Origin of the sequence: Kitasatospora sp. NPDC101447 (genome assembly GCF_044767225.1) — a bacterium.
Lineage (GTDB): Bacteria > Actinomycetota > Actinomycetes > Streptomycetales > Streptomycetaceae > Kitasatospora.
Genome location: NZ_JBIWNL010000006.1, coordinates 293,883 through 308,510, shown reverse-complemented (window position 1 = coordinate 308,510; position 14,628 = coordinate 293,883). Strand labels below are relative to the sequence as shown.

General features: G+C 74.7%; 13 protein-coding genes. 7 read left to right on the top strand and 6 right to left on the bottom strand.

Annotated features, from left to right (window positions below; genetic code table 11):
• Positions 1-50: 50 nt before the first annotated feature.
• The 4 genes from ACIRST_RS12235 to ACIRST_RS12220 all read right to left on the bottom strand — a co-directional run bounded on the left by ACIRST_RS12235 (position 51) and on the right by ACIRST_RS12220 (position 5,386).
• Positions 51-1,412: a chitinase gene (locus ACIRST_RS12235; protein WP_402802089.1), complete on the bottom strand. Its 1,362-nt coding sequence runs from the start codon at positions 1,410-1,412 to the stop codon at positions 51-53.
• A gap of 453 nt (positions 1,413-1,865) precedes the next feature.
• A complete protein-coding gene (locus tag ACIRST_RS12230; RefSeq protein ID WP_402802087.1) occupies positions 1,866-2,840 on the bottom strand; it encodes an Lrp/AsnC family transcriptional regulator in 975 nt (324 codons plus the stop codon).
• Entirely contained in the window at positions 2,830-4,353 is a 1,524-nt protein-coding gene (locus tag ACIRST_RS12225; RefSeq protein ID WP_402802086.1) for an MFS transporter, read from the bottom strand. Before ACIRST_RS12225 ends, ACIRST_RS12230 begins: the two co-directional genes overlap by 11 nt.
• A 130-nt stretch (positions 4,354-4,483) precedes the next feature.
• Entirely contained in the window at positions 4,484-5,386 is a 903-nt protein-coding gene (locus ACIRST_RS12220; RefSeq protein WP_396547320.1) for a LysR family transcriptional regulator, read from the bottom strand.
• A 141-nt stretch (positions 5,387-5,527) separates the two neighbouring features.
• Here ACIRST_RS12220 and ACIRST_RS12215 point away from each other — a divergent pair, with 141 nt between their 5' ends.
• The 6 genes from ACIRST_RS12215 to ACIRST_RS12190 all read left to right on the top strand — a co-directional run bounded on the left by ACIRST_RS12215 (position 5,528) and on the right by ACIRST_RS12190 (position 12,413).
• Positions 5,528-6,454, top strand: coding sequence for a DMT family transporter (locus ACIRST_RS12215; protein ID WP_402802085.1), 927 nt, complete (start codon positions 5,528-5,530; stop codon positions 6,452-6,454).
• Positions 6,455-6,638: 184 nt separating this feature from the next.
• Positions 6,639-7,703 (top strand): GNAT family N-acetyltransferase, encoded by a 1,065-nt coding sequence (locus tag ACIRST_RS12210; protein ID WP_402802083.1) that lies wholly within the window; start codon positions 6,639-6,641, stop codon positions 7,701-7,703.
• Entirely contained in the window at positions 7,696-8,484 is a 789-nt protein-coding gene (locus ACIRST_RS12205; protein WP_402802082.1) for an aminotransferase class IV, read from the top strand. The genes ACIRST_RS12210 and ACIRST_RS12205 overlap by 8 nt, the downstream gene beginning before the upstream one ends.
• A 361-nt stretch (positions 8,485-8,845) precedes the next feature.
• Positions 8,846-9,319, top strand: a complete 474-nt coding sequence (locus ACIRST_RS12200; RefSeq protein WP_402802081.1) for a hypothetical protein — start codon at positions 8,846-8,848, stop codon at positions 9,317-9,319.
• On the top strand, positions 9,316-10,899 hold the full coding sequence (locus ACIRST_RS12195) for a multicopper oxidase family protein (protein ID WP_402802078.1): 1,584 nt from the start codon (positions 9,316-9,318) through the stop codon (positions 10,897-10,899). Before ACIRST_RS12200 ends, ACIRST_RS12195 begins: the two co-directional genes overlap by 4 nt.
• A gap of 155 nt (positions 10,900-11,054) precedes the next feature.
• Entirely contained in the window at positions 11,055-12,413 is a 1,359-nt protein-coding gene (locus ACIRST_RS12190; protein WP_402802075.1) for a DUF2252 domain-containing protein, read from the top strand.
• On the opposite strand, the gene ACIRST_RS12185 is transcribed toward ACIRST_RS12190, so the two are convergent.
• Positions 12,391-13,332 carry an LLM class flavin-dependent oxidoreductase gene (locus tag ACIRST_RS12185; protein WP_402802072.1) on the bottom strand — a complete coding sequence of 314 codons (942 nt, stop codon included), beginning with the start codon at positions 13,330-13,332 and terminating at the stop codon, positions 12,391-12,393. The two genes, ACIRST_RS12190 and ACIRST_RS12185, sit on opposite strands and share 23 nt — an antisense overlap.
• A gap of 85 nt (positions 13,333-13,417) precedes the next feature.
• Between ACIRST_RS12185 and ACIRST_RS12180 the strand changes: the two genes are divergently transcribed.
• Positions 13,418-14,173, top strand: a complete 756-nt coding sequence (locus tag ACIRST_RS12180; protein WP_402802070.1) for a helix-turn-helix domain-containing protein — start codon at positions 13,418-13,420, stop codon at positions 14,171-14,173.
• On the opposite strand, the gene ACIRST_RS12175 is transcribed toward ACIRST_RS12180, so the two are convergent.
• Positions 14,152-14,601 (bottom strand): hypothetical protein, encoded by a 450-nt coding sequence (locus ACIRST_RS12175; protein WP_402802067.1) that lies wholly within the window; start codon positions 14,599-14,601, stop codon positions 14,152-14,154. The two genes, ACIRST_RS12180 and ACIRST_RS12175, sit on opposite strands and share 22 nt — an antisense overlap.
• Positions 14,602-14,628 lie beyond the last annotated feature (27 nt).

The window sequence follows — 14,628 nt, the reverse complement described above, 5'->3', positions numbered from 1 at the left end:
GTTGTGCACCACCCCGGGGCTCCCTTGCGTGTGGGGTTCCGCTGCTTGGGTCAGCAGGGGCCGTCGTCGGCCCAGACGCCCCACTGGCCGCTGGCGGTCGGCACCTCGTTCAGCGTCCACCACTTGGCGTGGTAGTTGTGCCCGTTGTAGGAGACCTTGGCGCCGCCGGTGTAGGTGGTGCTCGCGCTCCAGGCCGGGGCGGTGCAGGTGCCCGGGCCGGTCGGCGGTGTGGTCGGCGGTGTGGTGGGTGGCGTGGTGGGCGGGGTCGCGCCGGCGAACTTCACCGTGTACTTGGTGAAGTCCCAGTCGTTCTGCGCCACGCTGGAGCAGGAGCCGGACAGCCCGGGGTCCACCGGGCCCTGGCACTGCCGGTCCCGGTTGACCGACCAGTAGGTGTACCGGGCCAGGCCGTGCGCGGTGGCGAAGTCCAGCACGGTCTGGAAGTCGGCCTGGCGGAAGTACTCGGCGGCGTCGGTGCGGCCGTTCATCATCGACACGCCCTCGTGGGCGTACGCGGTGGCCTCGCTCCAGCCGAAGGTGGTCTGCAGGATCTGGTTGAACTTCACCAGCGCGTCGGTCTGCGCCGCCGCGCCGTTGAAGCCGCCGTCGAACGGCATGATGGAGTAGTTGTTCGGCGTGAAGCCCTGGGACTTGGCCTCGTTGAGCATCTGGGTGCCGAACCAGCCGGTGCCCGCGTTGGTGCCGGCGGTGGTGATCGAGACGTACAGGCCCGGGTTGTTCTGCTGGAGGATCCTCGCCGCGCCGATCTCGTTGTGGATGGCCGCGGTGTTCTCGTACTCCGGCTCCTCCAGGTCGAAGTCGATCGCCTTGAGCTGGTACTTGGTGATCACCTTCTGGTACCCGGCGGCGGTCGCCTCCGGCGTGCCGCAGACCTGGCCCAGCTTTGTACCGCCGTACCCGCCGACGGACACCGACACGTCCCCGCCCTTGCCCCGGACGGTCTGGATGACGTTCGGCATGGTGGTGTCGGTGTCGATCGAGGAGGTGCCGCCCCAGGCGGGGGAGCAACTGTTGCCCTGGGCCAGGATGAACGCCAGCTGGAAGGCCTTCTGGCCGGTGGCGTCCATGACGGCGGCGGCGTCCGGCGGGCTGTTGTCCTCGGGCATCAGGTACGGGGCCGAGGCGTACCAGTTGCTGCCCAGTCCGGCCGCGGTGGTGGCGGTGGTGTCCGCGGAGGCGGAGCCGGTGCCGGCCAGGGCGGCGAGGCCCCCGGCGACCAGGCCGAGCACGGCGGCCGCGGCGAGTGCGGCCCGGCCGGAGCGGCGCCGGTGTCCGGGAGCGGCCGGGCCGACCGGGTGTTCGGGGCGGGTCGGGTGGTGTGGGTCGGTGGGGTGGTGCGGGCTGGCGAGGTGGTGCGGATCGGTGGGGCGTGGGGGAAGAGCGCGTTCCATCGGAAGCCTTCCAGGAAACGGCGGTGGGGGAAGTGCCCGGTCGCGCCGGAGGTGGGGGTGGCGCGGCGGCAGGCCGAACGGCCCTGGGGCGCTGGGTGGTTGCCGCGGGCTCCCACTGGTATAGACCTGTCTCGGAGGTTGGTCAAGACCCGTGGCGGGGGAGTCCGGGTGCCGCCGAGGAGGAGCAGGTCATTCCGGATGTCGGTGCGTCGACGGCCTTCGAGCCCGGTCTGGACGGGCTCTCGAACGGTCGGTCGGCTCCGTGCGCCCTGCGCGCCTTCGGCCACCAGGACGCGGTGGTGTCGGGCCGGGGGGGGGGGGGGGGGGGGGGGGGGGGGGGGGGGGGGGGGGGGCCGGCCCCCCCCCCCCCCCCCCCCCCGGGCCTCCGCCGTCTCCGCCGGCCCCGCGACCTCCTGGATCTCCTGGGTGTCCTGGACCTTCCGGGCGGCTGGGTCAGGACCGCCCGGAGCCCGGTGGTGCCGGGATCGGCCCCGCGGCCTTGAGGGTGCGCAGGACGGGGGACGACTCCAGCGCGGTGATCTCCTTGACGGCGCCCAACTGCTCTGTCACGTACCGGTGGAGGTCGGCCGGGTCGGTGCACAGGGCGAGGGCGACGAGGTTGCTGGGGCCGGTGGTGGCGGCGACGAAGGCGAGCTCGCGGTGGGCGGCGAGGGCGCGGCCGACCCGGTCGAGGTGGGCGGGGGCGATGCTCAGCCAGAGCAGCGCCTGCATGTTCGCGCCCAGCAGCCGGGGATCGAGTTCCACGTCGAGGAAGACCGTGCCGTCCGCCCGCAGTTCGGCGAGCCGGCGGGCGACGGTGGTCGGTGTACGGCCGGTGGCCGCCGCGAGGTCGCCGAGGGGTGTGCGGCCGTCCCGGTGGAGTGCGCCGAGCAGGGCGTGGTCGGCCTCGTCCAGGCCACCGGACGGCAGCGGAACCGCGGTCGGGCGGAGACGGGCCTGCTGCTCCTCGTCGAGCGCCTCGGTGCTGACCGGCCACGCGGACGGGCCGCCCCGGTAGGTGTGCAGCAGGCAGTGGGCGGAGACGTCGGTGACGGCGGCGGTGCGGGGGATGTCGCGCAGCAGCAGGCCGTGTCCGTCGGAGCCGGGGCCGGTGTCCACGATGGCGGTGATCTCGGTGCCGCCGGAGGTGAGCTTCACCCAGGCCGTGTCGGGGCGGCGGACCAGTGCCCCGGCGAGGTTCCGGGCGGTGTGCGGGCCGGCGGTGAGGCGCAGCAGCCACTGGGCCCGTCCGGCCCGGTGCGGGTCGGCGAGCCCGACCACCCGCAGCCCGGCCTCGGCCCGCAGCCGCCGGTAGCGGCGGGCGACGGTCTGCGGGGAGACGTCGAGGACGGCGGCGATCCGGTTGAACGGGGCGCGCCCGTCGACGCGCAGGGCGTGGACGAGCGCGCGGTCGAGGTCATCGAGCATGCGTGGGTTCCCGGTGGTCGGACACACCGTCCGATTCTGCCGCGCGGGTGGCGGTGCGGGCGCCACGGGAGCCGCTCATCAGCCGTCCCGCGACGCCGACGGCCGCCAGCACACCCACCGTCACCCAGCAGGCGCGCTGCGCCCCGGTCGCGTCCGGGGCCGCGAGGTAGATCCGCCCGAGCACGGCGACGCCGAGCGTGGACCCGAGCTGCTGCACGGCGTTGAGCAGTCCGGCCGCCGAGCCAGTCTCCTGCGGCCGCAGCGGCTTCAGCGCGGTGGTGAAGAAGGCGGGCGTGAACAGTCCCTGCCCGAACCCGACCACGGCGAGCGCGTACGGCAGCGCCTCCGGCCGTTCGCCGGTGCGGTAGGTGCCGACGGCGGCCAGCACCCCGAGCGCCATGACGGCCAGGCCGGCGGGCATCACCCGTGCGCCGTACCGCCGGACCAGTGAGGCGCCCGCCCACAGGGAGCCGGCCGCCAGCCCGGCCGACATCGGCAGCAGGGTCAGGCCGGCGGCCAAGGGATCGGCGCCGCTGGCGAGTTGGAGCTGGAGGACGACGACGAGGCTGAGCCCGGTGGTGGCGGCGAAGGCGAGCGAGAGGGCGGCCAGCGCGGCCGGGAACCGGACGGAGGCGAACAGGCTCGGCTCGACCAGGGTGTCGGCGCCGCGCCGCGCCCCTCGCCGCTGGTGGACGGCGAAGGCCACGGCGGCGAGCGCCCCGACGGCCGTCCAGGGCAGCGGTGTGGTGCCGGTGGCCAGCAGCGGCAGCACGACCAGCCCGGTGGCGAGTGCCGCCAGCGCGCTGCCGGCCGGGTCGAGGCCGGGACGGCGAGGGGCGCGGTCCTCGGTGAGCAGCGGGGCGAGGGCGAGGACGGCGACCGCGAGCGGGAGGTTGACCAGGAAGACCGCACGCCAGGAGGAGCCGAGGAGGTCGGCGTGGGTGAGCACACCGCCGAGCACCGGGCCGGCGACCGCAGAGAGCCCCATGACCGGCCCGATCGTGCCGAGTGCCCGGGCCGTCTCCGGGCCGCGGAACATGGCCTTGATCAGGCCGATGGTCTGCGGCACGATCACGGCCGCGGCTGCGCCCTGGACGGCTCGGAAGGCGAGCAGCGCGCCGAGCGTGGGCGCGCACGCGCAGGCCAGCGAGGCGAGCAGGAAGCCCGCGACGCCGATCCGGAACACCCGCCGGCGCCCGGCCCGGTCGCCGAGCCGTCCGCCGGTGAGCAGCAGGACGGCGAACGGGAGCGTGTACGCGGTGGTGAGCCAGGGCACGGCGGCGGCCGGCCCGCCGAGGTCGGCACGCATGCGCGGCGCGGCGACCTGCACGATCGTCGCGTCCAGCAGGTTCATCGCCTCGGCGGTGAGCAGCGCGCAGAGCGCCCACCAGCGGTGCGGGCGCACGGCCGGGGACTGCTCGGCTGCGGACTGCCCGGCCACCGGGCGACGGCTGGCGGACGGCACGGACGGCACGGACGGCGCGGACGGCGGGGGCAGCGGGTGTGCGGACAACGGGTCCTCCCTCGGGGATGCGGCCGGAATGCCGTCCACACTCCGGCCGCATGCCCGCGCCGACCAGCCACTGCCGCCCGGATCGACGGGAAGTTCCACCGGCCCCGTCCTCGGAGCCGAAAAACTCCACTCAGGCCGGTGCCCCGGCCAGGGCCCGGCCCTTGGTCATCGCCCCCACTCCGGCGAGCAGCCCGCTGACCACCGGGGACCACGGTCGGCCCGCCGGTCCGGTGAGCGTCAGCGTCCGGTGGACGGCGGGCCGGATCGGCACCAGGACGCAGTCGGCCGGGAGCATGGTCAGCGCCAGCGCGGGCATCACCGAGATCCCTACGCCCGCGTGCACCATGCCGATCAGCGTGTTGAGGTCACGGATCCGGTGGTGGGGCGCGAAGCGGGCGCCGGCCCGCCGGTAGGCCTCGCGGATGTGGCGCTCGCAGCCGCCCTCGGAGAGCAGGAAGTCGTCGTCCTCCAACTCGGCGACGTGGACCGTCTCCTGACCGGCGAGCGGGTGGTCGCGGCGCAGCAGCGCGTGCATCGAGTCCGCGCCGAGCGCGACCGCCCCGGGCAGCAGCGGCCCGGCGTCCACCAGGACGGCGGCGTCCACCGTGCCGGCCTCCAGCCAGGCGGGCAGCTCGGCGTCCTCGCCCTCGAAGACCCGGACGGTGACCTCCGGGTACGCGGCCTTCCAGTCCCGCAGCAGTCCGGGCAGCAGTGCCTGGCACACGGTGGTCGGCGCGGCGAGTCGGACGGTGCCGGCCAGGCCGCCGGTGAGTTGGGTGGCGACCGTGCGTACGGCGGCGACGGCGGCGACGGCCGTTCGGGCGTGCGGCAGGACCTGCTCGCCCAGCGGCGTCGGCCGGCACGGGGTGCCGCGCATCACGACGGGTGCGCCGAGGGTCCGTTCCAGGGCGCCGACCGCGTGGGAGACGGCGGACTGGCTGATGCCGAGTTCGTCGGCGGCGGCGCCGAAGCCGCCGGTGTCGGCGACCGCGACCAGGGCCCTGAGCTGGGCCAGGTTGATCTCGGTCGTCATCGGTCGTCCCGGGGCGTGTGACCTGGGGCCATGAGACTTCCTCATCCATGTAGGACTGCCACTTGTTGGACTCATGGTCGGTCGCCCGGCCACCCTCTGTCCAGAGGAAGGGAACACCGGAGGAATGCGGGGGTGGTTGCGGTGCGACGCTGGTTGCCGGGCTTTGTGGCACTGTCGGCGATCTGGGGTGCGAGCTTCGCCCTGATCAAGGTGGCGGTCGACGCGGGGGTGCCCCCGGTCTGGGTGGCGCTGTGGCGGTGCCTGCTGGGTGCGGCCACGCTGGGCGCCGTCCTGGTGCTGCGCGGTGAGCGGATCCCGCGCGACCGTGCGTTGTGGGGGCACTCGGCGGTGGTCGCGGTGCTGCTCAACACCGTGCCGTTCATCCTGTTCCCGTTCGGGGAGACCAGGGTCAGCTCGGTGCTCGCCGGGGTGATGAACGCAACCACTCCGCTGTTCACCCTGCTCTTCGCGGTCCTCACCGTGCCCGAGGAGCGCCGTCCGGGTGCGCGGCGGCTGACCGGCCTCGGCCTGGGATTCCTCGGCGTGCTCACCGTGCTCGGCGTCTGGCACGGCATCGGCTCCGGCGAGGCCGTGGGGGGCCTCGCCTGCCTGGCCGCCGCCTGCTGCTACGGCGCGGGCTTCGTCTACCTGCGGCGCTTCCTGTCCGGTCGGCCGGAGTCCGTCACCACCCTGTCCGTGCTCCAGATCGGCTGCGCCGCGGCCGAGTTGGCCGTCATCGCACCGCTCGCCGCGGGCGCCCCGCACTGGCCCGGGGCGGGCCCGGCCGTCGCCCTGCTGGTGTTCGGCATGGTCGGCACCGGCTTCGCGTACCTGCTCAACCTCGGCGTCGTCCGGACCGCGGGCACCACGGTGGCCTCGGCCGTCACCTACGTGATGCCGCTGTGGTCCACCGCGATCGGCGCGCTGTTCCTCGCGGAGCCGGTCGGTTGGAACGCCCTGGCCGGCGGTGCCCTGGTGATCGCGGCCGTGGTGCTGACCCGGCCCCGTTCCGGCGCCGCGACCGGCTCGGCGGACCAGGCTCCGAAGGCGCGCCAGTCCGTCGGTTAGGGCGCGTGCGGCCCCGATGACGGTGCGTACGAAGATGCCACGCATGGGGATCTCCTTCCCGAACGGCCCCTCCCGGGACAAGCCGGGGGGAACCGGGCTGATCGGACAGGCGCATTCGTACCCGATCTGACGTTCGGTGTCCACTGAATTACGGAATGTCCGCGGGCCCCGCTAGGGTGGCGGCGTGGTGAGGTCGTGGGATGCGGCGGTGGAGCGGGCGCAGGACAGGCTGGCGGCGGGGCCGCGGCTGCGGGCGGTCGCCGAGGGGGACGAACGGCGGTTCGCGCTGTGGGACTTGGCGTCCCTGGTGGAGGGCGAGCTGGGCGAGCTGGTGGACCCGGACGGGCTGGCGCCGCCCGCGGAGCGCGGGTGGCGCGAGCGGCTGGGCGAGAGCGGCCGGGAGTGGCCCGGCGGGGAGCTGTACCGCCGCCGGTACTGGATCCGGGGCGACGGCGGCGCCGTCGTGGGCACCGTCGCCGTGGACAACTGGACCAAGGGCCCGGGCCAACTCGCCGTCTCCTCCCTCTACGTGAGCCCGGCCGCGCGCGGGAGCGGGCTGGCCGCCGCCGCGCTGGACGAGGTGTACGCGGCGGCCACCGCCGAGGGCCTGCCCGGCTTCCGGCTGGAGGCGCACTGGAGCTGGCAGCCGGCCGTCCGCTACTACCTGCGCCGGGGGCTGTGGGTGGTCGGCTGGAAGCGTTCGCTCTCCCTCGCGCGGATGCCCCAACTCCCCGCCTACCGGGTGCGTGAGCAGGACGGGCGGCTGCTCCTGCTGGTCGCCGACCGGCTGCGCGGCTGGGTGCCGATACTGACCGCCGGCCGCGAGGGCCGCTGGCTGCGGCTGGACGAGACGGCCGACTACCGGGGCGCCGACGGCTGGGTGCACGACTACGCGCGCTCGACGCTGGCCCTGCACCTGGCGCTGGCGGGCTTCCCGATGGTGCGCGGCCCGCAGTGGTGGGCGGAGGCGTGGCGGTGGTGCGACGTGGGGGAGCCGGAGGGGTTGGCGTACCGGATCGAGGAGTTCGAGCGGGCCGCGCGTCGTCCGCTGTCCTCCCCGTACCGCCCGGTGTCCGCGCCGGTGCCCGCTCCGCAGGCGCGGAACCAGGACCCGCCTCGGGGTGCGGCCTCAGGCGCGGTTCGGGAACCGGCGCAGGCCCCGCCGCCGGGCGCGGCCGGGGCCCCGCAGCAGGCCGCCGAGCAGGCCGCGGTGCCGTCACCGCAGCTGGCAGACTCGGGGGATGGCTGAGATCGAGATCGACGGCGCCCCCGCGGACCCGGCGCGGCTGGCCGCGCTGGGGCTGCTCAACTACGGGCACTTCACCACGATGCGGGCCGAGTCGGGCCGGGTCCGCGGCCTGACGCTGCACCTGGACCGCCTGGTCCGGGACTGCCGGACGCTGTTCGCCGTGGCGCTGGACCGGGCGGCGGTACGGCAGCGGGTCCGTGCGGTGCTGCCCGCCGACGGCGCACCGGTGATCGTCCGGGTCACCGTGTACGACCCGGCGCTCGGCCTGGAACGCCCCGCCGCCCCGGCCGCGCCCGCCCTGCTGGTCACCACCCGCCCGGCCGCCGCGGCCGAGCCCGCCCCGCTGCGGGTGCGCACCGTGGTGCACCGGCGGGAGCTGCCGGAGGTGAAGCACGTCGGCCTGTTCGGCCTGGTCCACCAGCGACGTCAGGCCCAACTCGCGGGCTACGACGACGCGCTGCTGGTCGACCCGGAGGGCCGGGTGGCCGAGGGGGCTACCTGGAACGTCGGCTTCCTGGACGAGGACAAGCTGGTCTGGCCGCAGGGCCCGAGCCTGCCCGGCACCACCGAGGCCCTGCTGTCCGGGGCGTACCGGGGCCCGCAGTCCCGCGAGCCGCTGTCCGCCGCCGAGCTGGGCCGCTTCGGCGCCGCGTTCGCGGTGAACGCTGGCGTCGGCGTCCGGCCGCTGGCCGCCGTCGACGGCACCGTCCTCGACCCCTTCCACCCGGTGCTCGCCGAGCTGCGCGCGGCCTACCTCGGGATCGCCCCCGAGGTGGTCTAGCGGATGCCGCGGCCCATGAGACGGCCTCATGACCTACCCCCATGAAGCCGGCTCATGGCCTACCCCCATGAGGCGGCCTCATGGCTCACCCCCCCATGAGGCCGCCGCATGATCCGCCACATGAAGCCGCCTCATGATCCGCCCCGGCGGCAGCCCCATGAGACGTACTGGAACGGAGCTCATGACGGGTGCCCTTGAGGACCGCTCAAGGGCATCGCTCGTCCGGGTGACAAACACACGCCGAGCAGGCGCAATGGGGTAACAGGGTGGCCCAAATGGCTTTATTGGAGCTGATCGTGATGTCGGATCAGCTACGCTCTCGCCCGCCCCGCCCGACCGCCGAAGCAGAGAGTAGCCCGACATGAGCAGTCCCCCTGCCACGCCCGCGTCCCGCTGGCCGCTGATCCTGTTGCGTACCACCGCCACCACGCTGGCCCTGCTGGCCCTGCTCCAGGTCATGCTGGCCGGCAGCTTCCTCAACGGCACGTACGACTCCCTGAAGGACCACGAGGGCAACGCGATGACGCTGGCCACCGTGGTGGTGCTCCAGCTGGCGGTCGCCGTCGCGGTGCGGTGGCCCGGCCGGGGCCCGCTCTGGCCGCTGTGGACCACGCTCCTGCTCACCGTCGCGGTCATCGGCCAGATCACCGCCGGCTACGCCCGGGCCCTCGGGGTGCACATCACGCTCGGCGTGCTGCTGGTCAGCGGCATCCTGTTCGGCCTCGTCGGCGCCTGGCGGCTGCCGCTGCCCGCCCGGGTCGGACTGCCCGCGCCGGGCCTGGACGGCAGCGGACGACTGCCGCGCCCCGGCGGGCCGGTGGAGGTGTCCAAGTGAACCGTCGCCGGTTCCTCGGCATCGGCGCCTCCGTCCTCGGCGCCGGCGCCCTGGCCGCCGTCGCCGTCCCCTCGGCCGCCCTGCTCTTCACCGCGGGCCGCCCCGGGCGGCTGCTGGCCAGCGAACTCGACCTGCCCGAGGCGTTCCGGGTCCCGCTGCCGGTGCCGCCCGTGCTGAAGCCGGTGCGCACCGACGGGACCACCGACTACTTCGAGATCACCCAGCAGGTCGCCAAGCTGGAGATCGTCCCCGGTGTGCGGACCGAGGCCTGGACGTACGGGGGCAGCTTCCCCGGGCCGACCCTGGTCACCCGCTCCGGACGGGCCGCGGCGGTCAAGCACCGCAACGAGCTGCCTGCCCCGTCCGTCACCCACCTGCACGGCGGCCACACCCCGGCGGACAGCGACGGCTACCCGGTGGACCTGCTGCTGCCCGTCGGGTCGCCCGCCGACACCGCCCAGGGCGGCGGGATGCCCGGGATGCAGGGCATGCCGGGGATGCGCCACGCGGCGGGCCGCAGCATCGTCGGCGAGCGCACCTACACCTATCCGGGCAAGCAGCGCGCCGCCACCCTCTGGTACCACGACCACCGGATGGGCTTCACCGGCCCCGGCGTCTGGCGCGGCCTGGCCGGCTTCCACCTCGTCCAGGACGACGAGGAGGGCGCCCTGCCGCTGCCCCGCGGCGAGCGCGACCTGCCGCTGATGATCGCCGACCGGTCCTTCGCCGCCGACGGGTCCTTCCGGTACCCCTCCGTCGACCCCTCGCTCGGCGAGCCGGGCGTCACCGCCGCCTACGCCAACGGCGTGCTCGGCGACGTCATCCTGGTGAACGGCGCGCCCTGGCCGCGGCTGGACGTCGACCGCGTCCGCTACCGGCTGCGCCTGCTCAACGCCTCCAACGCCCGCCCCTACCGGCTCGAACTCGACCCGCAGCCCTCCGGTGGCGACGCCCTGGTCCAGATCGGCTCCGACGGCGGCCTGCTCGCCGCCCCGGTGGCCCACGACGGCATCGAGATCGCCCCCGCCGAACGCTTCGACGTCGTGGTCGACTTCTCCCGCTACGCGCCCGGCACCCGGGTGCGCCTGGTCAACCGGTTCGGCAGCGGCCGGACGGCCGAGGTGATGCGGTTCGACGTGTCCGCCAAGCAGGTGAACGACGACGCGACGGTGCCTGACAGGCTCGCCGACGTCGAGGCCCTGGACCCCTCCGCCGCCGTCACCACCCGCGACTTCACCTTCCGCCGCAGCCGCGGCGACGGATGGACCATCAACGGCGAGCCCTACCAGCCCGGCCAGACCATCGCCACGCCCGCCCTCGGGGCCGTCGAGCGCTGGCGCTTCTCGACCGACCTGCACCACCCGGTGCACGTCCACCTCGACCACTTCCAGGTGATCGGCCGCAACGGCGCGGACCCCGGCCCGTACGACGCGGGCTGGAAGGACACCGTGGACCTGCGTCCGGCCGAGGCGGTGGAGGTGCTGGTGCGCTTCACCGACTACGCGGGGGCGTACATGCTGCACTGCCACAACCTGGAGCACGAGGACATGGCGATGATGGCGGACTTCACGGTGCAGTGAGCCGCCCCCCGGGCGAACCAGCGGTCTCACCCGGACGGCCGACTGCCGGAGGGCGTGCGCTGCGCCCTCCGGCAGTCGTGTCCTAGCGTCGCGAAGAGGGCACCCGCGTCCTTCCGGCACCGCGGGGAGGACCCGCCGACGGACGGAGCCGCCGCATGACCACCCCCGACGAACGTCGCCGCCGCGGCCGGGCCGCCCGCGAACGCGTCTCCCGCTCCGAGCACGGCCGGTGGATCGCCGCCGCCGACCGGCCCGACCCGCTCGGCGTGCTGGAACGGCAGGCCTCCGACCGGGTCACCCGGCTGCTGCCGATCCGCTACGGGCGGATGGCCGACAGCGCGTTCGCCTTCCTGCGCGGCGCCGCCGCCGTGATGGCCGCCGACCTCGCCGCCGTGCCCGACACCGGCCTCACCGTCCAGCTGTGCGGCGACGCCCACCTGCTGAACTTCGGCGTGTACGCCTCGCCGGAACGCGCCCTGCTCTTCGACGTGAACGACTTCGACGAGACCTACCCGGGCCCCTTCGAGTGGGACCTCAAACGCCTCGCGGCCAGCATCGCCGTCGCCGCCCGCTCCATCGGGCTGGACGAGGAGCGCGTGCGCCTCGGCGCCCGCATCGCCGTCACGGGCTACGCGACCGCGATGCACCGGCTGGCGGGAATGGGCGAACTCGACGTCTGGTACGCCCGGGTGGACACCGCCGACCTGCTGCCGCTGCTCCGCAAGCACGGACAGCGCAAGCGCTTCGAGGCCGGTCTCGCCCACGCCCGGCGCCGCACCAGCCTGCAGGCCTTCGGAAAGCTCACCGAGGAACGGGACGGGCAGCGGCGGATCATCAGTGCGCCGCCCCTGATCGAGCCGCTGAAGGAGAACGAACTGCAGGGCGTCGGGAAGGTGTACAGCGACTACCGGGCCACCCTCGCCGAGGACCGCCGGGTGCTGCTGGACCGCTACCGTTTCGTGGACGCGGCCACCAAGGTGGTCGGCGTCGGCAGCGTCGGCACCCGCTGCTTCATCCTCCTGCTGGAGGGCCGGGACGGCCGCGACCCGCTGTTCCTGCAGATCAAGGAGGCCGGCCGGTCGGTCCTGGAGGACCACCTGCCGCCCGCCCGGGTGGACGCCGAGGTCGCCGCCCACCACGGCGGCCGCCGGGTGGTCACCGGCCAGCACCTGATGCAGGCGTCCAGCGACATCTTCCTCGGCTGGACCACCGGCCCCGCCGGGCGGCACTTCTACGGCCGCCAACTGCGCGACATGAAGGGCTCGGTGGAGGTGGCCGAGATGCGGCCCTCCGGCCTGCGCGCCTACGCCGACCTCTGCGGCCGCACCCTCGCCCGCGCCCACGCCCGCACCGGCGACCGCCTCGCCATCGCCGGCTACCTCGGCCGCGCGGACACCTTCGCGGACGCGGTGGCCGAGTTCGCGGTGCGGTACGCGGACCGGACGCAGGAGGATCACCGGGAGCTGACCACCGCGATCGAGGACGGGCGGATCAAGGCGACGACGGGAGTGTGAGAGCGGCCAGCCGCTCCAACTGCTCCCGCTGGTCCGACAGTTCGAGTGCCCCGAGGCGGGCCACCAGGTGCCGGGCGCCGGCGGAGGCGTACCGGGCGAGCTTGGCGGCGACCTCGTCCGGGGTGCCGACGGCGAAGGCCTGGATCTGCTCCGTCCCGGCCAGCGGCAGGCCGTAGTTGGCGCGCGTGTAGGCGTCCATGACCCGGCGGGCGTCCTCCGCGCTGCGGTCGATCCGGACGTTGACGAACAGGGCGGGGGTGACGGCCTCCGGTGGGCGTCCGGCCTCGCGGGCCGCCGACCGGACGGCGTCGAGCCCGGTGGCGTAGTCGGCCGGGTCCGGCGGGTAGGGCAGCCAGCCGTCGTAGTGGCGCCCGATGCGGGCCAGCGCCGCCGGGGTCCCGCCGCCGAGCCAGACCGGCGGGCCCTGCTCGTGGAACGGCCGTGTCGCGGGCGGGAGTTCGGCGAAGGAGTGGAACTCGCCGTGGAACTCCTTCGCCCCGGACCAGAGCGCCCGCCAGAGGGCGACCGTCTCGTCCAGCCGGGCGAAACGGCGCTCCCACGGCACCTGGGAGAGCTCGTGCAGCGGACGGCCGAAGCGCCCCGGGAAACCGGCCCCGACCGTGACCGTCAGCCGGCCGCCGGAGAGCTGGTCCACCGAGGCCAGGGTCTGCGCGGCCAGCACCGGGCGGCGCAGCACCGGCAGCAGGGCACCGGTGCCGAGCCGGATCCGCTCCGTCACCGGGGCGATCGCCGCCAGCATGGTGAGCGGCTCGATCCGCGGGCTCAGCAGGGAGTCGTTGACGAACAGCGAGGAGAAACCCAACTGCTCGCTGCGGCGGGCGAATCCGATCAGGTCGCGGGGGTCGTGCGCGGCCCACTGGTCCTGGCCGGTGGGGAGGAAGACGCCGATGTTGTCCATGACGTCGATGGTGGCGGCGCGGGCGGCCGGGCTCAATTCCCCCGGGGGAATGGCGGACCGCGCCCGCCCGGGGTTGGCTGGTGGCGTGGACTTCTCCCGAGCGCTGCGTGAGCGCCGTACCAGCCGCCGCCTGAGCCAACTCGACCTCGCCACCCGAGCGGGCACGACCCAGCGGCACCTCAGCTTCATCGAGTCCGGCCGCTCCGCGCCGGGCCGGGGCATGGTCGTGCGGCTCGCCGAGTCACTGGACCTGCCCCTACGGGAACGCAACGAGCTGCTGCTGGCGGCCGGTTACGCGCCCGCCTACCCCGAGACGCCACTGGACGGGCCGGCCCTGGCACCGGTGCGGGAGGCGATCGGCCACATCCTGGCCGGCCACCTCCCGTACCCGGCGGTGGTGGTGAACCACCGGGGCGACGTGGTCGCCGCCAACGTCGCCCTGGACGTGATCACCGAGGGCGCCGACCCGCGGCTCGTCGGCCCCGGCACCAACGCCTACCGGCTCGCCCTGCACCCGGACGGCCTCGCCCCGCGCATCCTCAACTTCGCCGCCTGGGCCCGCCACATCGTCGAGCGCACCCGGCACCTCTCCGACCTGCACGAGGAGTTGAGCTCGTACGTGTCCGACGTGGAGGTGGGGGAACAGCACCTGGGCTTCGCCGTCCCGCTGGAGCTGCGCACCTCCCTCGGCGAGCTGCACCTGATGACGACGGTCACCACCTTCGCCACCGCCGTGGACGTCACCCTCGCCGAACTGAAACTGGAGGCCTTCCTGCCGGCCGACGCGGCGACCGCCGAGGCGTTGCGGGCGGCCGCGGCTCAGAACCCCGGGAACTGGTAGTCGGCGAGAATCCGGCCGTCGGCGTCCAGGACGACGAACCCCGTTCCGCCGCCGACCGGTTCGCCGCCGCCCACGGGCACCATCTCCCAGGTGAAGCGGACGACGTCCCGCAGCCGCACGGCGTCCGGCCGGGCACGGAAGGTGAACTCGCCGGGCGCCACGAACTCCTCGTGGGCGCGGGCGACGCGGAACTCCAACTCCTCGTAGCCGCGCGCTTCGAGCACGGGCTCGGCGAAACCGACCCGCGCGGCCGCCTCACGGGCCTCGGCCGGCGGGTGCAGCAGGTGCGTGCCGTCCTCGGCCCACAGCCGCTCGATCGCCCCACGCCGGGCGGCCGCGTCGGACTCGGTCCACAACGCGGCGTAGCGGTCGGCGAGTTGCTGGGAGTTGGTGGTGGGCGTGCCGGTGGTGGGCGTGCCGGTGGTCATGACGGACTCCTCGGTGGGGTCGCTCGG